Origin of the sequence: Chitinimonas koreensis, assembly GCF_014353015.1 — a bacterium.
In the GTDB taxonomy this organism is placed as follows: domain Bacteria; phylum Pseudomonadota; class Gammaproteobacteria; order Burkholderiales; family Chitinimonadaceae; genus Chitinimonas; species Chitinimonas koreensis.
The window spans coordinates 3,457,055-3,479,158 of record NZ_CP060704.1 but is presented as its reverse complement, the minus strand read 5'-3'; the positions used below and the strand labels follow the sequence as shown (position 1 = coordinate 3,479,158).

Genomic DNA, 22,104 nt, shown 5'->3' with positions numbered 1-22,104 from the left:
CCAACGGCAAGCTCGACCGCAAGGCGCTGCCGGCGCCCGAGGCCGCGGCGCTCGACGCGCGGGCCTACGTCGCGCCGCGCACGCCGATCGAGGCCGCCATGGCCGAGATCTGGGCCGACGTGCTGCGGCTGGACCGCGTCGGCGTGCAGGACAACTTCTTCGACCTCGGCGGCCATTCGCTGCTGGCGGCCCGCGTCGCCACCCGCATCCAGGAAAGCCTGGGCGTCGAGCTGCCGCTGCGGGTGCTGTTCGACTCGCCGACGATCGAGGACGTCCTGGAATACATCTTTGCCGAATTCGAAGACGCGCAGGCCTGAACGGGACCTGCCGGAGGAGTACATCGCCATGAGCAAGCAGTCGCTGCGCAATCTCACGCCCGAGCAGTTCCGGGCCCTGCAGAAGCACACCACCATCGCCCGGCTGCCGAGCCACGACGGCCCGCTGCCGCTGTCGTTCGCCCAGCAGCGGCTGTGGTTCCTGGCGCAGATGGACGGCGGCAGCGCCGCCTACCACATGCCGCAGGCGCTGCGGCTCAGCGGCCCGCTCGACCGCGAGGCGCTGCAGCGCGCCTTCGACGCGATGGTGGCGCGCCACGAGGCGCTGCGCACCCGCTTCGTGGCGATGGACGGCGAGGCCTTCCAGCAGGTCGGCCCGATCGAGGGCTTCGCGCTGCAATGGCTCGACCTGGCCGGCCAGCCCGATCTCGACGCCCGCGTGGCGGCGCTGCAGGCCGAGGAGGCCGCGGCCGGATTCGACCTGCGCCGCGGCCCGCTGGCGCGCGGCCGGCTGCTGCGGCTGGGCCACAACGAACACGTTCTGCTGCTGACGCTGCACCACATCGTGTCGGACGGCTGGTCGATGGTGGTGTTCATGCGCGAGCTGGGCCAGCTTTACGCCGCGTTCCGCGGCGGCGCGTTCCGCGGAGGCGAAGCCGACCCGCTGCCGGCTCTGCCGCTGCAATACGCCGACTACGCCGCCTGGCAGCGGCAATGGCTGTCCGGCACGGTGCTGGCCAAGCAGAGCGCCTACTGGCGCGAGACGCTGGCCGGCGCGCCGGCGCTGCTGGCGCTGCCGACCGACCGGCCGCGGCCGCCCCAGCAGGACTACCGCGGCGGCACGGTGAAGCTGCGCTTCGACGCCGAACTGACCGCCGGCCTCAAGGCGCTGAGCCTGGCCCAGGGCAGCACGCTGTTCATGACGCTGCTGACCGGCTGGGCGGTGGTGCTGGCGCGGCTGTCGGGCCAGTCCGACCTGGTGATCGGCACGCCGACCGCCAACCGCCGCCGCGCCGAGCTCGAAGGGCTGATCGGTTTCTTCGTCAACACGCTGGCGCTGCGGCTGGACCTCGGCGGCAAGCCCAGCGTGGCCGAGCTGCTGGCGCGGGTGCGCGCCGTCGCGCTGGCGGCGCAGGAGCACCAGGACCTGCCGTTCGAGCAGGTGGTCGAGCTGCTCAACCCCTCGCGCACGCTGGCGCATGCGCCGCTGTTCCAGGTGATGTTCGCCTGGCAGAACAACGAGGACGGCGAGCTGGTGCTGCCCGGCGTGGCGGTCGAGCGGCTCGGCTCGCCCTATGTGGCGGCCAAGTTCGACCTGACGCTGTCGATGATCGAGGACGACGGCTGCCTGGTCGGCGCGCTCGACTACGCGACCGCGCTGTTCGACGCCGAGACGGCCGAGCGCCACGTGGGCTACCTGCGCGAGGTGCTGGTGCAGATGGCGGCGGACGCGCAGCGGCCGGCCGATGCGCTGACCCTGCTGGGCGCGGAGGCGCGGGCGCTGGCGCTGGCCGGCTGGAACCGGGTCGAGGCGGCCGCGGCCGAGCGGACCTTGCCGCAGTTGTTCGCGGTGCAGGTGGCCGCTGCGCCTGAAGCGGTTGCGCTGACGTTCGAGGGCGAATCGCTGAGCTACGGCGAACTGGATCGCCGCGCCAACCGCCTGGCGCATCACCTGCGCGTACAGGGCGTGGGGCCGGACAGGTTGGTGGCCGTCTGCGCCGAGCGCTCGCCGGAGATGGTGGTCGGGCTACTGGCCGTGCTGAAGGCCGGCGGCGCCTATGTGCCGCTCGATCCGGCTTACCCGGCCGAGCGGCTGGCCTACATGCTGGCCGACAGCCGGCCGCTGGCCGTGCTGAGCCACGGGCCGGCCCGTTCTGCGCTTGCGGTTGCCCTGGCCGATCTGCCGGCGAAGCCGCCGGTGTTCGATCTCGACGCCGACTGGCGCCATTTCCCCGACCATGCGCCCGAGATCGCCGACCTCGCGCCGCATCACCTGGCCTACGTGATCTACACCTCGGGCTCGACCGGCCAGCCCAAGGGCGTGATGGTCGAGCAGCGCCATGTCGCGCGGCTGTTCAGTGCGACTCGGCGCTGGTTCGAATTCGGCGCGAACGACGTGTGGACGCTGTTCCACTCGTTCGCCTTCGATTTCTCGGTGTGGGAGATCTGGGGTGCGCTGCTGCACGGCGGCAAGCTGGTGATCGTGCCGCGCGCGACCAGCCGCGATCCGGAAGCGTTCTACGGCTTGCTGTGCGAGCACGGCGTGACGGTACTGAACCAGACGCCGAGCGCATTCCGCAGCCTGGTGGCGGCGCAGGCGGGCAGTGATGCACGTCATGCCTTGCGTACCGTGATCTTCGGCGGCGAAGCGCTGGACACGGCCCAACTGAAGCCCTGGTATCGCGACGGCCGCAACGCCGGCACCCAGTTGGTCAACATGTACGGCATCACGGAAACGACCGTACACGTGACTTATCGGCCCTTGAGCGAGGCTGACTGCGACAAGGCAGGCAGCCCGATCGGCGAGCGCATCGGCGATCTGCGGCTCTACCTGCTCGACGCGCACGGCGCACCGGTGCCGATCGGCGTGGCCGGCGAATTGCACGTCGGCGGCGCCGGCGTAGCGCGCGGCTACCTGAACCGGCCCGAGCTGACGGCCGAACGCTTCGTCGCCAGCCCTTTCGTCGAAGGCGATCGTCTCTACAAGACCGGCGACCTCGGCCGCTACCGCGCCGACGGCAGCCTCGAATACCTCGGCCGCAACGACTTCCAGGTGAAGATCCGCGGCTTCCGCATCGAGCTCGGCGAGATCGAGAGCGTGCTGCAGCAGCAGCCCGGCGTGCGCGAGGCGGTGGTGCTGGCGCGGCCCGATGCGGCCGGCGAGCAGCGCTTGGTCGCTTACTACACGGCGGTTGCCGAGCCGGCTGGTGCCGACGTGCTGCGGCGGCAACTGGCCGCGGTGCTGCCCGAACACATGGTGCCGGCCGCCTACGTCGCGGTCGCGCACTGGCCGCTGACGGCCAACGGCAAGCTCGACCGCAAGGCGCTGCCCGAGCCCGACGGCCAGGCCTTCGGCGAACGGCGCTACGCCGCGCCGGAAGGGCCGGTCGAAACCGCGCTGGCGGCGATCTGGGCCGAGGTGCTGGGACTGGAGCGGATCGGCCGGCACGACCACTTCTTCGAACTCGGCGGCCATTCGCTGCTGGCCTTGCGCGTACTGGAGCGGATGCGGCGGCAGGGGCTGCATGCCGACGTGCGGGTGCTGTTCGGCACGCCGACCTTGGCGGCATTGGCAGCGGCAGTTGGCAATGAGTCAAGCCAGGACATCGTCCCGCCGAACCTGATCGAATCGGGTTGCGAACGCATCACGCCGGAACTGCTGCCGCTGGTCGAGCTGAGCCAGGACGAGATCGACCGCATCGTCGCCGGGGTGCCCGGCGGTGCGGCCAACGTGCAGGACATCTACCCGCTGGCACCCTTGCAGGAAGGCATCCTGTTCCACCACCTGATGGCCAAGGAACACGACCCCTACCTGCTGGCCAGCCTGATCCGCTTCCGCGACCGCGGTCGGCTGGACGCCTACCTCGAAGCCCTCGAGGCGGTGATCGCCCGCCACGACATCCTGCGCACGGCCTTCGCCTGGGAAGGCCTGGGCGAGCCGGTGCAGGTGGTCTGGCGCCAGGCGCCGCTGCTGGTCGACGAGTGCGAACTCGACCCGACCCAAGGCGATGCCGGCACGCAGCTGCGTCAAAAAGCCGAGCGCCGTTTGCCGCTGCAACAGGCGCCGCTGATGCGCCTGCTGCTGGCCCGCGATCCGCACACCGGCCAGTGGCTGGCGCTCAAGCAGTTCCACCACATCATCGACGACAACACCTCGCTCAAGCACCTGAACGCCGAGATCCGCGTCCACCTGGCCGGCGGCGCCGACCAGCTGCCGCCGGCGCTGCCGTTCCGCGACTACGTGGCGCAGACCCGCCGCGGCGCGGCACGGGCCGAGCACGAAGCGTTCTTCCGCAAGATGCTCGGCGGCATCGACGCGCCGACCGCGCCGTTCGGCCTCCTGGACGTGCGCGGCGACGGCCACCGCATGCAGCAGGTACGGCAGGCGGTCGACGCCGCGCTGTCGCAACGGCTGCGTGCGCAGGCACAGGCGCTCGGCGTCAGCGCCGCCAGCCTGTTCCACGTCGCCTGGGGCCAGGTGCTGGCGCGCACTACCGGCCGCAGCGCCGTGGTGTTCGGCACCGTGCTGTTCGGCCGCATGCAGGGCGGGGAGGGCAGCGACCGCATCCTCGGGCCGTTCATCAACACGTTGCCGCTGCGCGTCGATCTCGGCGAGACCGGCGCGGCGGCCTGCGTGCGGCAGACCCACCAGGCGCTGACCGAGCTGATCCGCCACGAGCACGCCTCGCTGGCGCTGGCGCAGCGTTGCAGCGCGGTGGCGCCGCCGGCGCCGCTGTTCACGGCGCTGCTCAACTACCGCCACAGCGCTACGCTGGCCGAATCGGCAGCCCGGCAGGCGGCTGACGACGTCGGCGGCGAATACGAGCCGGGCGAGGAGCGCAGCAACTACCCGGTCACGCTCGACGTCGACGACTTCGGCGACGTGTTCTGGCTGACCGCCCAGGTCGCCGACGGCGACGGCGCGCAGCGGCTGTGCGCGATGATGCGGCAGGCGCTGGCCGTGCTGGCGGCGGCGCTGGAGCAGGCGCCGGCCGGCGCGATCGGCCGGCTCGACGTGCTGCCGCCGGACGAGCGCCGCCGCATCCTGGTCGACTGGAATGGCGCGACCGCGGCCTACGCGCCCGACCGCTGCCTGCACCAGCTGTTCGAAGCGCAGGCGGCGCGCGACCCGGCCGCGGTGGCGCTGATGCTCGACGAGGCGCGGCTGAGCTACGGCGAGCTGAACGCCCGCGCCAACCGGCTGGCCCGCCACCTGCAGGCGCAGGGCGTCGGGCCGGACCGGCTGGTGGCGATCTGCCTGGAGCGCTCGTTCGACACCGTGGTGGCGCTGCTGGCGGTGCTGAAGGCCGGCGGCGCCTACGTGCCGCTCGACCCGGCCTACCCGGCCGAGCGGCTGGCCCACATGCTGCGCGACAGCGCGCCGGCGGCGGTGCTGAGCCACGGCCCGGCGCGCGCGGCGCTGGCGGCGGCGATGGCCGAGCTGCCGGCCGCGCCGCCGGCGATCGACCTCGACGCCGATGCGGCCGCCTGGGCCGGGCTGCCGGCGACCGACCCGGCGGTGGCGGGCCTGGCGCCGCACCACCTTGCTTACGTGATCTACACCTCGGGCACCACCGGCGCCGCCAAGGGCGTGCTGGTCGAGCACGGCCAGCTGGCCGCGATCGCCGCGGCCTGGCAGCGCGTGTTCGACCTGCGGCCGGGCCTGGCCCACCTGCAGATGGCCAGCTTCTCCTTCGACGTGTTCACCGCCGACGTGGTGCGCGCGCTGTGCTTCGGCGGCCGGCTGGTGCTGTGCCCGCGCGCGCTGCTGCTCGACAGCGCCGGCCTGCTGGCGCTGCTGCAGCGGCGCGAGATCGGCTTCGCCGACTTCGTGCCGGCGGTGCTGACCGCGCTGATGGCGCACCTGGAAGCCGGCGGCGGCAGCCTGGCCGGCCTGGAGACGCTGGTCTGCGGCTCGGACGCCTGGACGCCGGCCCATGCGCGCCGGCTGCGCGCGCTGTGCGGTCCGGCGGTGCGCATCGTCAACGCCTACGGGGTGACCGAGGCGGCGGTCGACAGCAGCCTGTACGAGCTGGGCCGCGACGGCCTGGATGGGCTCGAGGTCCTGCCGATCGGCAAGCCGCTGCCCAATGCGCGGCTCTACCTGCTCGACGGCGACGGCGCGCCGGTGCCGGTCGGCGTGGCCGGCGAGATCCACGTCGGCGGCGCCGGGGTGGCGCGCGGCTACCTGAACCGGCCCGAGCTGACCGCCGAACGCTTCATCGCCAGCCCCTTCGTCGCCGGCGAGCGGCTGTACCGCACCGGCGACCTCGGCCGCTGGCTGGCCGACGGCAACCTCGAGTTCCTCGGCCGCAACGACTTCCAGGTCAAGATCCGCGGCTACCGCGTCGAGCTCGGCGAGATCGAGGCCAGGCTGGCCGCCTGCGCCGGCGTGCGCGAGGCGGTGGTGGCGCTGCGCGAGGACCGGCCCGGCGACAGGCAGCTGGTGGCGTACTACATCGCCGGCGCCGCGGCCCCGGTCGCCGACGCGCTGCGGCGGACGCTGGCCGCCGGGCTGCCCGAGCACATGGTGCCGGCCGCCTACGTGGCGCTGGAGGCCTGGCCGCTGACGCCGAACGGCAAGCTCGACCGCAAGGCGCTGCCGGCGCCGCAGGACGAGGCCTACGGCGAGCGGCAGCAGGCCGAGCCGGAAGGCGAGCTGGAACAGGCGCTGGCCGCGCTGTGGGCCGAGGTGCTGGGTCTGGAGCGGGTCGGCCGGCACGACCATTTCTTCGCGCTCGGCGGCCATTCGCTGCTGGCCATGCGGCTGGTGGCCAAGGTGCGCCAGCAGCTGGGCCGCGAGGTGTCGCCGGCCGCGCTGTTCGCCGCGCCGACGCTGGCCGCCTTCGCCCGTGAACTGGGCCCGGCCGACATCGGGGTCGCGCCGCTGCCGGCCATCGCGCGCGCCGACCGCGGCGCGGCGCTGCCGCTGTCGTTCGCCCAGCAGCGGCTGTGGTTCCTGGCGCAGATGGACGGCGGCAGCGCCGCCTACCACATGCCGCAGGCGCTGCGGCTGCGCGGCCGGCTCGACCGCGACGCGCTGCAGCGCGCGCTCGATGCGCTGGTCGAGCGCCACGAGGCGCTGCGCACCCGCTTCGTGGCGATGGACGGCGAGGCCTTCCAGCAGGTCGGCCCGGCCGAGGGTTTCGCGCTGCGATTCCACGACCTGGCCGGCCAGGCGGACGCCGGGGCGCAGGCCGCGGCGCTGCAGGCCGAGGAAGCCGCGGCCGAATTCGACCTGCGCCGCGGCCCGCTGGCGCGCGGCCGGCTGCTGCGGCTGGCGGACGAGGAGCACGTGCTGCTGCTGACGCTGCACCACATCGTGTCGGACGGCTGGTCGGTCGGCGTCTTCACCCGCGAGTTGAGCGCGCTGTACGCGGCGTTCGCCCGCGGCGAGGCCGACCCGCTGCCGCCGCTGCCGCTGCAGTACGCCGACTACGCCGCCTGGCAGCGCCAATGGCTGGCCGGCCCGGCGCTGGAGCGGCAGGCCGGCTACTGGCGCGAGACGCTGGCCGGCGCGCCGGCCCTGCTGACGCTGCCGACCGATCGGCCGCGGCCGCCCGAGCAGGACTACCGCGGCGGCACGGTGAAGCTGCGTTTCGATGCCGGGCTGACCGCCGGCCTCAAGGCGCTGAGCCTGGCCCAGGGCAGCACGCTGTTCATGACGCTGCTGGCCGGCTGGGCGGTGGTGCTGGCGCGGCTGTCGGGCCAGTCCGACCTGGTGATCGGCACGCCGACCGCCAACCGCCGCCGCGCCGAGCTCGAAGGGCTGATCGGCTTCTTCGTCAACACGCTGGCGCTGCGGCTCGATCTCGCCGGCGACCCGAGCGTGGCCGAGCTGCTGGCGCGGGTGCGCGCCGCCGCGCTGGCGGCGCAGGAGCAGCAGGACCTGCCGTTCGAGAAGGTGGTCGAGGAACTGAACCCGGCCCGCAGCCTGGCCCACGCGCCGCTGTTCCAGGCGATGTTCGCCTGGCAGAACACCGCCGACGGCGCGTTCGCGCTGCCGGGGCTGGCGGTCGAGGAACTGGCCTCGCCCTATCGCGCCGCCAAGTTCGACCTGACGCTGTCGCTGGCCGAGCAGGACGGCTGCATCGCCGGCGCGCTCGACTACGCCAGCGCGCTGTTCGACGGCGAGACCGCCGAACGCTACGGCCGCTACCTCGAACGCGTGCTGGCGCAGATGGCGGCCGATGCGCAGCGGCCGGCCGCCACGCTCGAACTGCTCGACGCGGCCGAGCGCGAACAGCTGCTGCACGGCTGGAACCGCACCGGATGCGCTTACCCGGCACAGACGCTGGCCGAGCTGTTCGCCGCCCGCGCCGCCGCCGCGCCCGAGGCGATCGCCGTGCTGCACGAAGGCCAGCCGCTGAGCTACGGCGAGCTCGACCGCCGCGCCAACCGGCTGGCCCATCACCTGCTGGCGCGGGGCATCGGGCCGGACCGCCTGGTGGCGATCTGCGCCGAGCGCTCGGCCGAGCTGGTGATCGGCCTCGCCGCCGTGCTCAAGGCCGGCGCCGCCTACGTGCCGCTCGACCCGGCCTATCCGGCCGACCGGCTGGCCTACATGCTGGAGGACAGCGCGCCCGCGCTGCTGCTGACCCAGGTTCATCTGCAAGGCCGGCTGCCGGCCGGCGCCGCGCCGGTGCTGTGCCTCGATGAAGAACCGTGCGGCTGGGCCGCGGCGCCGGCGCACGATCCGCAGACCATGCGGCTGCCGGACCAACTGGCCTACGTGATCTACACCTCCGGCTCGACCGGCCGGCCCAAGGGCGTGGCGCAGACCTGGCGCAGCCTGGACAACCTGATCCACTGGCAGCTGCGCGACGCGGCCGCCGGAGCGGCGCCGGCGCGGGTGCTGCAGTTCGCCTCGATCAGCTTCGACGTCTCGTTCCAGGAGATCTGGAGCACGCTGTGCCAGGGCGGCACCCTGGTCTCGCTGGCCGAGGAACGGCGCAAGGAGCTGGGCCGGCTGCGCGGCTACCTGGCCGAGCACGGCGTGCGGCGCGCCTTCCTGCCGGCCGCGGTATTGCAGCAGCTGGCCGGCCTCGACGACGGCGGCGCGCTGCCGGAACCCTGCGACATCGTCACCGCCGGTGAGGCGCTGCAGGTCGGCGACGAGCTGCGCGGCTGGTTGCGCCGGCTGCCGGCCGGCCGGCTGTACAACCAGTACGGCCCGACCGAGACCCACGTGGTCAGCCAGCACGCGCTCGACTGCGCCGAGGCCGACCGCTGGCCGGCGCTGCCGCCGATCGGCCGGCCGATCGCCAACGCGCGGCTCTACGTGCTCGACGCGCGGCTGGAGCCGGTGCCGGTCGGCGTGGTCGGCGAGCTCTACATCGCGGGCGTGGGCCTGGCGCGCGGCTACCTGGCGCGGCCGGGGCTGACCGCCGAGAAATTCCTGCCCGACCCGTACGGCGCGCCCGGCGCGCGCATGTACCGCAGCGGCGACCTGGCGCGGCGGCTGGCCAGCGGCGAGATCGACTACGTCGGCCGCGCCGACCGCCAGGCCAAGATCCGTGGCTTCCGCATCGAGCCGGGCGAGATCGAGAGCGTGCTGCAGCAGCGCGCCGGCGTGCGCGAGGTGGCGGTGCTGGTGCGCGAGGATGTGCCCGGCGACAAGCGGCTGGTGGCCTACCTGGTCGGCGAGGCGACGCCCGAGTCGCTGCGCGAGCAATTGCGCCGGCGCCTGCCCGAACACATGGTGCCGAGCCAGTGGGTGGTGCTCGAGCGCATGCCGCTGACGCCGAACGGCAAGCTCGACCGCCGCGCGCTGCCGGCGCCCGGACAGCCGGCCGCGGCCGGCGGCTACCTGGCGCCGCGCGACGAACGCGAGGCGCAGATGGCGGCGATCTGGGCCGAGGTGCTGCGGCTGGACCGGGTCGGCGCGCGCGACGATTTCTTCGCGCTCGGCGGTCATTCGCTGCTGGCCACCCGGCTGGTGCATGCGATCAACCGGCGCATGCTTGCGCAGCTGTCGCTGCGCAACCTGTTCCAGCACCCGGTGCTGGCCGACCTGGCGGCGCTGCTCGACCGGCCCGACGACGAAGCCGCCGCCGCGGCCTTCGCCTTCGACACGCTGGAGCCGGACCCGGCGGCACGGTTCGAGCCGTTCCCGCTGACCGACATCCAGGAGGCCTACTGGGTCGGCCGCGACGACACCATCGAACTCGGCGGCGTCGGCGCCCACGGCTATGGCGAGCTGCGCGTGCGCGGCTTCGACGCCGCCCGCTTCGAGCGCGCGCTGAACCGGCTGATCGAGCGCCACGACATGCTGCGCGCGGTGTTCCACGGCGACGGCACCCAGCAGGTGCTGGCCAGCGTGCCGGCCTACCGCATGCCGCGGCAGGACTTGCGCGGCCTCGCGCCGGCCGAGGTCGAGCGCCGGCTGGCCCAGACGCGCGAGCGGATGTCGCACCAGCTGCTCGACGCCGCGCGCTGGCCGCTGTTCGAGTTCGCGCTGACCGAGCTGGATCAGGACGTGGCCCACCTGCACATCAGCATCGACGCGCTGATCGTCGACGCCGCCAGCGGCCAGATCCTCGAACGCGAGCTGATGCAGCTCTACGCCGAGCCCGAGGCGCAGCTGCCGCCGCTGGCGCTGACCTTCCGCGACTACGTGGTGGCCGAGCAGGCGCTGCGCCAGTCGCCGCGCTACGAGCGGGCGCTGCGCTACTGGCGCAAGCGGGCCGCCACGCTGGCGCCGGCGCCGGCGCTGCCCTTGCAGCGCCAGCCCGAGAGCATCGAGCGGCCGCGCTTCACCCGCCGCGACCGCATGCTGCCGGCGGCCGAGTGGCGCGCGCTGAAGGCGATCGGCCAGCAGCACGCGGTGACGCCGTCGGTGCTGCTGCTGACCGCCTTCGCCCAGGTGCTGGCGCTGTGGAGCCGGCAGCCGCGCTTCACCCTGAGCCTGCCGCTGTTCAACCGGCTGCCGCTGCATCCGGGCATCAACGCGGTGATCGGCGATTTCACCTCGCTGGTGCTGCTGGAGGTGGAGATCGCCGCCGAAGCCGGCTTCGCCCGCCAGGCGCGGGCGGTGCAGGAACAGCTGTGGCAGGACATCGACCATGCCGCGGTCAGCGGCGTGCGCGTCAACCGCGAGCTGTCGCAGGCGCGCGGCACGCGGCAGACCGCGATGCCGGTGGTGTTCAACAGCACGCTGAGCGAGATGGCGCCCGAGCAGGAAGAGACCACGCTCGGCGCCGCGCTCGGCGGCGAGGCGGTCCACAGCATCACCCAGACGCCGCAGGTGTGGATCGACCACACCATCCTCGAATCCGAGGGCCGGCTCTACTTCAACTGGGACAGCATCGACGAGCTGTTCCCCGACGGCATGATGGCGGCGATGTTCGACGCCTACGTCCGGCTGCTGGCGCAACTGGCGCGGCCGGAGGCCTGGAGCGCGCCCATCGCCGAGCTGCTGCCCGAGATCCGCTTCGAACCGACGGCCACCGCGCTGCCGCCGCCGCGGCCGCTGCTGCACGAGCTGTTCGAGCGCCAGGCGCAGGCGACGCCGGACGCGGTCGCCGTGCTGGCGCCGCGGCGGCAGCTGAGCTACGCCGCGCTGCGGCGCGAGGCGCGGCGGCTGGCGGCGCAGTTGCAGGCGCGCGGCGTGCGGCCGAACCAATTGGTGGCGGTGCGGATGGAGCGCGGCTGGGAGCAGGTGGTCGCCACGCTGGCGGTGCTGTACGCCGGCGGCGCCTACCTGCCGCTCGACCCGGCGCTGCCGGCCGAGCGGACCGCCCATATCCTCGAACGCGCCGAGGCGCGGCTGGCGCTGGTGCAGCCGGCCACCGCCGGCCTGGCCGGGCTGCCGGCCGGCGTCGAAGCCATCGTGGTCGAACCGGCTGCGGTCGACGGCGGCGGCGAGGTCGAGCTGCAAGCCGCAGAGGTGGCCGGGCTGGCGCCGCACCACCTGGCCTACGTGATCTACACCTCGGGCTCCACCGGCCTGCCCAAGGGCGTGATGATCGACCACCGTGGCGCGGTCAACACCCTGCTCGACATCAATGCGCGCTTCGCGATCGCCCCGGCCGACCGGGTGCTGGCGGTGTCCTCGCTGAGCTTCGACCTGTCGGTGTTCGACTTCTTCGGCACGCTGGCGGCCGGCGCCGCGGTGGTGCTGCTGGAGCCCGAGCTGGCGCGCGATCCGGCCCACTGGCTCGAGCTGGTGCGCGCTCACCGCGTCAGCGTGTGGAACTCGGTGCCGGCGCTCTTGGGCATGCTGGTCGAGTACGCCGAGAGCGGCCATCCGCTGCCCGCTTGCCTGCGGCTGGCCATGCTGTCGGGCGACTGGATCCCGCTGGCGCTGCCGCAGCGGCTGCGCGCCTGCCTGCCGGCGGTGCGCATCGACAGCCTGGGCGGCGCCACCGAGGCGTCGATCTGGTCGATCCACTACCCGATCGGCGAGGTCGACCCGGCCTGGCGCAGCATCCCCTACGGCAAGCCGCTGGCCGGCCAGCAGTTCCACGTGCTCGACGACGCCATGCGGCAGCGGCCGGCCTGGGTGCCGGGCCAGCTCTACATCGGCGGCATCGGCCTGGCGCTCGGCTACTGGCGCGACGAGGCGCGCACGGCGGCGAGCTTCGTGCGTCACCCGGCCACCGGCGAACGGCTGTACCGCACCGGCGACCTGGGCCGCTACCTGCCCGACGGCAATATCGAATTCCTCGGCCGCGAGGACGGCCAGGTCAAGGTGCAGGGCTACCGGGTCGAGCTCGGCGAGATCGAGACCGCGCTCGAGGAACACCCCGGCGTGCAGGCCGCGGCGGTGCGGCTGTGGGGCGCCAGCCAGGGCGACAAGCGGCTGGCGGCCTACGTGGTGGCCGGTGACGACCGGCTCGACGCCGCCGCGCTGGCGGACCACCTGGGCCGCAAGCTGCCGGCCTACATGGTGCCGCCGTCGTTCACCTTCCTGGCCGCGCTGCCGCTGTCGGCCAACGGCAAGGTCGACCGCAGCCAGCTGCCCGAGCCGGCCTTCGCCGCCGAGCCGGCAGCCGCCGCGCCGGCGCTGGACGGCCCCGACGAGGCGCGGCTGGTCGCCATCGTGCAGGGCGTGCTCAAGCGCGACGCCATCGCCGCCAACGCCAACCTGCTGCAGCTCGGCGCCAGCTCGATCGACATCGTGCGCATCGGCAACGCGCTGTCGACCGAACTGGGCTTTAGGCCGCGGCTGGCGCAGCTGATGGTGCAGCCGACGCTGGCCGACCTGCTGGCGATGTTCCGCCAGCACCGCGCCCAGGCGGCGATCGCGGCCGCGGCGCAGCTGGCTTCGGCGCAGCTGGCGGCGGCCCGGCGGCAACCGGGGAGGTGGTCGACGACCCGGAGGCGCGCAAGGACTTCAAGTCGCGCAGCCAGGGCCGCCGCCGCTTCGCCGACGACGCCGCGGCGGTCGCGCTGGCGCCGCCGGCCGACCCGGCCTTCGCCCGCCGCTACGCCGACTACCGCTCGGTGCGGCAGTTCCTGCCCGAGCCGGTCGCGCTGCAGGCGCTGGCCGACCTGCTGGCCTGCCTGTCGCAGCAGCCGCTCGACGGCCAGCCCAAGTTCCTCTACGGCTCGGCCGGCGGCGCCTACCCGATGCAGACCTATGTCTACGTCAAGCCGGGCCGGGTCGAGGGCCTGGCCGGCGGCGCCTACTACCACGACCCGGCCGCGCACCGGCTGGTCGCGCTGGGCCAGGGCCGCGAGCTGAGCGCCGACGCCTACGACTACTTCGTCAACCGGCCGGTGTTCGAGGCGGCGGCCTTCGCGCTGTTCCTGGTGGCCGACCTGGCGGCGATCGAGCCGCTGTACGGCGACAAGAGCCTGGACTTCTGCCACATCGAGGCCGGCGCGATGGCGCAGCTCCTGACCATCGCCGCGGCCGAGCAGCGGCTGGGCCTGTGCGGCATCGGCTCGCTCGAGACGGACCGGCTGGAGGCGCTGTTCGAGCTCGGCGCCAGCCACCGGCCGGTCTATTCGATGGTCGGCGGCCTGCGCCGCGCCCACGTCCACGGCGCGCACCCGGTGGCGCCGCTGCAGCAATCCGCGGCGCCCGCCGCGGTCGAGATGGAAGAGATCGAGATATGAACGCCTACCAATTGCTGGACCTGTTCAACCGCAACGCGGTCGGGCTGGAGATCGACGACGGCAAGCTGCGCTGCAAGGCGCCGCGCGGCTTCCTCACGCCCGAGCTGGTCGAGGCGCTCAAGGCGAACAAGCAGCAGATCATCGACATCCTGCAGGGCGCCGCCGGCGACGCCGCCGCGATCCCGCGCCGGCCGCCGTCGGACGAGCCCCTGCCGCTGTCGTTCTCGCAGCGCCAGCTGTGGTTCCTCGACCAGCTGGCGCCGGGCAACCCGTTCTACAACAACCCGGCCGCCATCGGCCTCAAGGGCCGGCTCGACGCCGCCGCGCTGGCGCGCGCGCTGAACGCGGTGGCGCAGCGCCACGAAGCGCTGCGCACGGTGTTCCGCGGCAGCGACGGCGAGCCGCGCCAGATCGTGCTGGCCGGCGTCGACATCGCGCTGCCGCTGCACGACCTGAGCGCGCTGGACGAGACCGAACGGCAGGAGAGGGCGCGCGCCGCCACCGAGGCCGACGCGCTGGCGCCGTTCGACCTGGCCGCCGGGCCGCTGCTGCGCAGCAGCCTGCTCAAGCTGGCCGAGGACGAGCACCGCTGGCTGCTCAACGTGCACCACATCGTGGCCGACGGCTGGTCGATCGGCGTGCTGATCCAGGAAGTCGCCGAGTGCTACGCCGCCGCGGTGGAAGGCCGCGAAGCGGCGCTGCCCGCGCTGGCGGTGCAGTACCCCGACTACGCGGTCTGGCAGCGCCGGCGGCTGCACGGCGAGGCGCTGCAAGGCCAGCTCGACTACTGGACCCGCCAATTGGCCGGCGCGCCCACGCTGCTGGCGCTGCCGACCGACCGGCCGCGGCCGGCGGTGCAGCGCTATCGCGGCCGCTGCCATACCGTGGCGCTCGGCGCCGCGACGGCGCGCGGGCTCGAGGCGGTGAGCCAGGCCGGCCAGGCCACGCTGTTCATGACCCTGCTGGCGGCGCTGTCGGTGCTGCTGTGGCGCTACAGCGGGCAGGACGACGTCTGCATCGGCACGCCGTTCGCCGGCCGCAACCGGAGCGAGCTGGAGCCCCTGATCGGCCACTTCATCAACACCCTGGTGATCCGCAGCCGGCTCGATCCGCGGCTGCCGTTCGAGCAGCTGTTGCAGCAGGTGCGCGCCAGCGTGCTGGAGGCGCACGCCCAGCAGGACCTGCCGTTCGACCAGCTGGTCGAGGCGCTGCGGCCCGAGCGCCATACCAGCCATTCGCCGCTGTTCCAGGTGATGCTGGTGCTGCAGAACATGCCGCGCGGCCGGCTCGAGCTGCCGGGCCTGAGCCTGCAGCCGCTGGAGACCAGTACCGAGGCGTCCAAGTTCGACCTGTCGGTCGAGGCGGTCGAGAGCGGCGGCCGGCTGCAGCTGACCTTCGAATACAACATTGACCTGTTCGACGCCGCCACGATCGCCCGCATGGCGGACCACTACGGCCGGCTGCTCGAACAGGTGGCGGCCGCGCCGGCCTTGCCGATCGGCCGGCTGCAACTGCTCGGCGCGGACGAGCGCCGCCGGCAGCTGGTCGAGTGGAACGCCACCGGGCGCCATTACCCGGCGCCGAAGAGCCTGGCCGCGCGCTGCGCCGCCCAGGCGAAGGCGACGCCGGACGTGCTCGCGCTGGTCTGCGACGGCGAACGACTGAGCTACGCCGAGCTGAACCGCCGCGCCAATCGGTTGGCCCATGCGCTGCGCGCGCGCGGCGCCGGGCCGGACCTGCGCATCGGCCTGCACGCCGAGCGCTCGGCGGCGCTGGTGGTCGGCCTGCTCGGCATCCTCAAGGCCGGCGCGGCCTACCTGCCGCTCGACCCCTCGCTGCCGGCCGAGCGGCTGGCCGCCATGGTCGAGGACGCGGCGCCGGCGCTGGTGCTCAGCGACGCCGCCGCGCCGCCGGCCGGCTGGCAGTCGCTGGCCGCGCTCGCGGCGGCCGGCGAGCGCGACGACGATCCGGCGGACCTTGTCCAGCCGGGCAACCTGGCCTACGTGATCTACACCTCGGGCTCGACCGGCCGGCCCAAGGGCGTGGCGGTGGCGCACGCCAGCGTGGCCAACCTGCTCGACCACTGGCTCGAGCGCGTCGGCGCGGCGCCGGGCGAGGCGGCCGCGCTGTGGTCGAGCTTCGGCTTCGACGTCTCGGTGCAGGAGATCCTGCTGCCGCTGACCAGCGGCGGCACGCTGCACCTGGTGCCCGAGGCGATCCGCACCGACCCGGCCGCGCTGCTGGACTGGATGCGCGAACGGCGCATCGTGCAGGGCTACCTGCCGCCGGCCTTCGTCAAATGGATCGCCGAGGCGCCCGAGGAGCGGCTGGCCGGCCTGGCGCTGCGCCAGCTGCTGGTCGGGTGGAGCCCTTGCCCGAGCAGGGCCTGCACCGCATGCGCGAGCTGCTGCCCGATCTGGCCATCGTCAACGGCTACGGCCCGACCGAGAGCTGCGTCTACAGCAGCGCCTACCTCGACATCCGGCCGCTGGCGCGGCAGTGCCCGATCGGCCGGCCGCTGGCCAATACCCGCATCTACCTGCTCGACGAGCGGCTGGAGCCGGTGCCGCTCGGCGTGAGCGGCGAGATCCATATCGCCGGCGAGGGCCTGGCGCGCGGCTACCTGGGCCGGCCCGGCGCCACCGCCGAGCGCTTCGTGCCCGATCCGTTCGGCCCGCCGGGCGCTTGCATGTACCGCAGCGGCGACCTGGCCCGCCAGCTGCCCGGCGGCGATCTCGAATACCTCGGCCGGCGCGACCACCAGGTCAAGCTGCGCGGCTTCCGCATCGAGCTGGGCGAGATCGAGGCGGCGCTGTTGGACCTGGCCGGCGTGCGCGAGGCGGCGGTGCTGCTCGATGCCGACGCGGCCGGCGAGCCGCGGCTGGTGGCCGGCATCGGCCGCCCCGGCGCGGCCGAACCGCGGCAGCCCGGCGAATGGCGCGAGGCGCTGGCGCAGCGGCTGCCCGGCTACATGCTGCCGGCGGTCTTCGTCGAGCTGGCGCAGCTGCCGCAGACGCCCAACGGCAAGCTCGACCGCGCCGCGCTGCTGGCGCTGGCGCGCAGCAGCGCGCCGCTGCAGGTCAACCTGGCCAGCCCGCGCGACCAGATCGAGCTGACGCTGTACCAGATCTGGAAGCGGGTGCTGCTGCAGGCCGACATCGGCATCCGCGACAGCTTCTTCGACATCGGCGGCACCTCGATCTCGGCGATCAAGCTGGCGCATGCGATCCGCGACGCCTTCGGCCAGGCGCTGCCGATCCGCGACATCCTGCTCAACCCGACCATCGAGGCGCTCGGCGGCCGGCTGCGGCAGGGCGCCTCGGGCCTGCCGCCGAGCAACCTGATCGAGTTCCGTCCCGGCGACGGCCGCCAGCGCGTGGTCTGCATCCACCCGGCCGGCGGCACCGCCTTCTGCTACCTGTCGCTGGCCAAGGCGCTGCCCGAGGCCTGCGGCGTCTACGGCGTCCAGTCGCCCGGCGTGAACCCGGGCGAGACGGCGCTGCCGACGGTCGAGGCGATGGCCGAGGCCTACCTGGCGCTGATCGAGCCGCTGCTCGGCGGGCCGCTGATCCTCACCGGCCTTTCGTACGGCGGCCTGGTGGCCTACGAGATGGGCCGCCGGCTGGCGCAGGCTGGCCACACCGAGCTGAGCGTGGTGCTGCTCGACACCCAGGGCCTGGACGACCCGGCCGACCGCGCCGCGATCATGCCGGTCGAGATGGCCGAGTTCCGCCACAAGCTGGTCAAGTTCAACGGCATGTTCCCCGGCATCGAGGACCGCCAGATCGACAGCTACTTCCATATCTACAACCACAACCGGCTGTCGATGCGCGACTACCTGACGCCGCCGTCCGCCGCCCGGCTGGTGCTGGTGCAGGCCATGGGCGGCCGCGACAAGGCGTTCTGGCGCGACGCGCGCGCGTTCTGGCGCCGCCGCGCGGCCGGCGGCCAGTTCCTGGTCAAGCTGGTGCACGGCGACCACTGGGAAATGCTGGAAACGGCCGAGGTGCTGCGGGTGTCCGCCTTGCTGCAGCGCGAGCTGGCGCGCTTCTCTGCGCCGCACGCCCCTGCGCTGTGCGCCCCCGCGCTACACGCGGTAGCGCCACAGCGGCAGGCCGTAGCGGCATTGGCGCAGGAGGCATGATGCAAACCCCGTCCCCGCTCCACGACGCGACGCCCGCCAGCCTGGCCGAGGCGGTCGCCGCCCAGATCCGCCGCACGCCGGCCGCGCCGGCCGTGGCCGAGGCCGGCCACACGCTCAGCTACGCCGAGCTCGACGCCGCCGCTACCGCCGTCGCCCGGCGGCTGCGCCGCCACGGCGTGCAGCCGGGCCTGGCGGTGGCGGTCTGCCTGCCGCGCGGCCGCGCGCTGGTCTGCGCCATGCTCGGCATCCTCCGGCTCGGCGCAGTCGTGGTGCCGCTGGACCGGCAGAGCCCGCCCGTGCGGCAGCGCCACATGCTGGCCGATTCGGCCAGCGTGGCGCTGATCCACGGCGGCGAGGCCCTCGACGCGCCCGAAGGCGTGCTGCCGCTCGACGTGACTGCGCTGCTGGCCCCGCCGGCCGCCGCCGAAGCCGCCGAACCGATCGGGCCGCCGCCCGCGCCGGCCTGCAGCTTCCTGTTCTACACCTCGGGCACCACCGGCCGGCCCAAGGGCGTCGAGGTGCGCGACGCCGGCATCCTGCGGCTGGCGCGGCCCGGCTATATCGACCTCGAGCTGGCCGGGCGCTTCGCCTGCCTGTCCAACCCGGCTTTCGACGCGCTGAGCTTCGAGGTCTGGGTGCCGCTGCTGACCGGCGGCTGCTGCGTGGCGTTCGCCGACGACGAGGTGCAGGACCCGGCGCGGCTGGCCGTCCGGCTGGCCGAGGAAGGCATCGACACGCTGTTCATGACGGTGGCGCTGTTCAACGCCATCGTCGACCGCGCGCCGGCCTGCTTCGACGGCGTGCGCCAGCTGCTGATCGGCGGCGAACAGCTCAATGCGCCGCTGATCCGCCGCTGGCTGCAGCGCGAGCGGTCCGGCGCGACCCGGCTCTACAACGTCTACGGCCCGACCGAGACCACCACCTTCGCGCTGTGCCATCCGATCCCGCCCGATTTCGACGGCGCCGTGGTGCCGATCGGCCAGCCGCTGGCGGCCACCGCCGCGATCCTGGTGGTCGACGGCGCGCGGCTGGCGGCGCAGGACGAGGTGGCCGAGCTCTACCTCGGCGGCGAGGGCCTGGCGGCCGGCTACCGCAACCTGCCCGACGAGACCGCGCACCGGTTCGTCCGGCTCGGCTGGCTCGACGGCGGCCACGGCCGCTACTACCGCAGCGGCGACCTGGTGCGCCGCAACGCCGCCGGCGCGATCGAATACGTCGGCCGCGCCGACCGCCAGGTCAAGGTGCGCGGCTTCCGCATCGAGCCGGGCGAGCTGGAGCGGCGCATCCTCGACCATCCGGCGGTGCGGCAGGCCTATGTCTGCACCCGCCGCGACGAGGCGCTCGGCAGCCACGAGCTCTTGGCCTATCTGGTGCTGCAGGCCGACCTGTCGTTCGAGGATTTCGACCGCCACCTGGCGGCCAGCCTGCCGCCGTACATGCGGCCGCACTGGGTCTACCTGGTCGAGGCGCTGCCGCTGAACGCCAACGGCAAGGTCGACCAGGCCGCGCTGCTGGCCCGGCGCGACCTGCACTGGCGCCGCGCCGACAGCCGCGCGCCGGCCGCCAGCGCCTGGCAGCGCGAGGTGCTGGACCTGGCCGGCCAGGTGCTCGGCATCGGCGGCCTGCGGCTGGGCGACAACTGGATCGGCAACGGCGGCGATTCGCTCAAGGCATTGCGGCTGCGCTTCGAGGTGCGCCGGCGCTGGGGCAGCGAGCTGCCGCAGGCGGCGATCCTGCAGCAGACCTTCGAGCAGCTGGCGGCCACCATCGAGGTCGGCCGCAGCCAGGCAGCCTCGCCCTACCCGGCGCTGGCGGCGCCGAGCGGCGCGACTTCGGCGCCCGCGACCTCGGAACAGCAGCGGCTGTGGCTGCTGCAACAGCAGGCGCCGCAATCGTGCGCCTATAACGTCGCGCTGGCCTTCGCGCTCGAGGGCGAGATCGATCCGGCCGCGCTGCGGCAGGCACTGTGCCGGCTGGTGGCCGACCACCCGGCGCTGCGCACCGGCTTCGTCGCCGGCGCCGACGGCCTGCGCCAGCAGGTGGCCGAGCCCTACGACCCGTGCCGCTTCGAGCCGGCCCGCGCCTTCGACGACGAGGCCGGCTGGCGCGCCTTCGCCCGCCATGTCGGCGCCACGCCGTTCGACCTGGCCGTGCCGCGCATGCTGCAGGCCTGGTGGCTGGCGCTGCCGGCCGGTCGCGCGGTGCTGCTCCTGCACCTGCACCACATCGCGCTCGACGGCTGGTCGCTCAACGTGCTGCTGGGCGAGCTGTCGGCCCACTACGCCGCGGCGCGCGCCGGGCAGCCGCTGCCGCCGGCCGTGCCGGCGCCGACCCCGCTCGACTACGCCGGCTGGCAGGCCGCCTGGGCGGCCGAGCCGGCCTACCGCGCCCAGCGCGAGGCGCTGCGCGCCTTCTACGCCGGACAGCCAGAGATCGCCGCGCCCTTGCAAGCGCTGCGGCAGCCGTCGCTGCGGCAGCCGTTGCTGCGGCAGCCGTCGCTGCGGCAGCCGAGGCGCGGCGATGCCCAGCTGCTGCACGCCTCGCTCGACGTGGTGCGCCGTGCCGCGCTCGACCGGCTCGGCGCCGAGCTGGGGCTGACGCGCTTCCAGCTGCTGCTGGCGGTGTTCGCCTGGAGCCTCTACGGCGTGACCGGCCGCATCCAGCCGCGCATCGCCAGCCCGGTGGCCAACCGGCCGCTGCAGGCCTTCGACGCCAGCGTCGGCATGTTCGCCAACACCGTGCTGCTGCCGCTGCAGCTGGCGCCGCGCGACGACTTGCGCAGCCTGCTGCTGCGCCACGGCGCCGTCGCGCAGACGGTGCTGGCCGGCCAGGACGTGGCGCTGGCCGACGTGCTGGCCGACCAGGGCGAGGCCTTCCGCGGCGAGGGGCGCTGTTCGACTTCCTGTTCGTGCTGGAGAACACCGATTTCGCCGCGCTCGACCTCGGCTGCCGCAGCCGGGTGCAGTGGCTGGCGCCGGCCGAGGCCAAGTGCCCGCTGGCGCTGTCGGTGGTCGAGAGCGAGGCCGGGCTGGACTGCATCTGGGAATACGCCGGCAGCCATTTCGAGACCGCCGAGGTCGAGGCGATGGCCGCGCTGTTCCGCCAGGGGCTGGATGCGCTGGCCGAGGGCCGCGCGATCAGCCTGGCCGAGCTGGCGGCGCCGTACCGCCGCAGCCTGGCCGAGCCGGGCCGCGGCCTGCCGGCGCCGCTGGCATTCGACACGGTGGCCGACTGGTTCGGCCACCAGGCCAGGCTGACGCCCGACGCGCCGGCGCTGGCCTGGGGCGAGCGCCGGCTGAGCTATGCCGAGCTCGACGCCCACGCCGCGGCGCTGGCGGCCGGGCTGCTGGCGCGGCTCGGCCCGGCGCCGGACGATGCGACGCCGCGCCATGTCGCGCTCTACTTCGAGCCCTCGCCCGAGCACGTGGCGGCGCTGCTGGCACTGGCGCGGCTCGACCTGACCATCGTGCCGCTCGACCCGTCCTACCCGCCGGCGCTGCTGCGGCAGATCCTCGACCAGGTCGAGCCGGCCTGCATCCTGGTGCCGCCGGGCGATACGGCGGCGCTCGACGCGCTCGACGGCGGCCGCTTCGCCCGCCACGCGGTGGCGCTGGCGGATTCGCCGGCCGCCGTGCCGGCGCGGCCGGCGCGACCGCGGCAGCGGCCGCTGTACACGCTGTTCACCTCCGGCTCGACCGGCCGGCCCAAGGGCGTGCAGGTGCCCGACCGCACGCTGTGCAACCTGCTGCAATGGCAGCGCGAGGACGGCGGCCTGGCCGCGCGCGCGGCCACGCTGCAGTTCTCGATGCTGTCGTTCGACGTGTCGTTCCAGGAGATCTTCGGCACGCTGTGCGGCGGCGGCTGCCTGCACCTGCTGCCGCCGGCGGCCGCCACGACCTG

The 22,104-nt window shown here is 74.0% G+C and carries 4 protein-coding genes and 3 pseudogenes; all 7 read left to right on the top strand.

Annotation, left to right across the window (positions count from 1 at the left end; all coding sequences use genetic code 11):
- Positions 1-98: 98 nt before the first annotated feature.
- Entirely contained in the window at positions 99-317 is a 219-nt protein-coding gene (locus H9L41_RS26220) for a phosphopantetheine-binding protein (RefSeq protein WP_373282122.1), read from the top strand.
- A gap of 28 nt (positions 318-345) precedes the next feature.
- Positions 346-13,152, top strand: a pseudogene (locus H9L41_RS24910) (amino acid adenylation domain-containing protein); the annotation flags it as partial.
- A gap of 290 nt (positions 13,153-13,442) precedes the next feature.
- On the top strand, positions 13,443-14,060 hold the full coding sequence (locus H9L41_RS24905) for a SagB/ThcOx family dehydrogenase (RefSeq protein ID WP_265583788.1): 618 nt from the start codon (positions 13,443-13,445) through the stop codon (positions 14,058-14,060).
- Positions 14,057-17,173, top strand: a pseudogene (locus tag H9L41_RS24900) (AMP-binding protein); the annotation flags it as partial. The gene H9L41_RS24905 and the pseudogene H9L41_RS24900, both read left to right, overlap by 4 nt.
- A 26-nt stretch (positions 17,174-17,199) precedes the next feature.
- Positions 17,200-18,204, top strand: coding sequence for a thioesterase domain-containing protein (locus H9L41_RS26215; RefSeq protein ID WP_373282121.1), 1,005 nt, complete (start codon positions 17,200-17,202; stop codon positions 18,202-18,204).
- The gene (locus H9L41_RS24890; RefSeq protein ID WP_265583786.1) at positions 18,204-21,461 is read left to right on the top strand and encodes an amino acid adenylation domain-containing protein; all 3,258 of its coding nucleotides are present in this window, start codon (positions 18,204-18,206) and stop codon (positions 21,459-21,461) included. Before H9L41_RS26215 ends, H9L41_RS24890 begins: the two co-directional genes overlap by 1 nt.
- Positions 21,428-22,054 (top strand): annotated as a pseudogene (locus tag H9L41_RS24885) (AMP-binding protein); the annotation flags it as partial. The gene H9L41_RS24890 and the pseudogene H9L41_RS24885, both read left to right, overlap by 34 nt.
- Between the last annotated feature and the right edge of the window lie 50 nt (positions 22,055-22,104).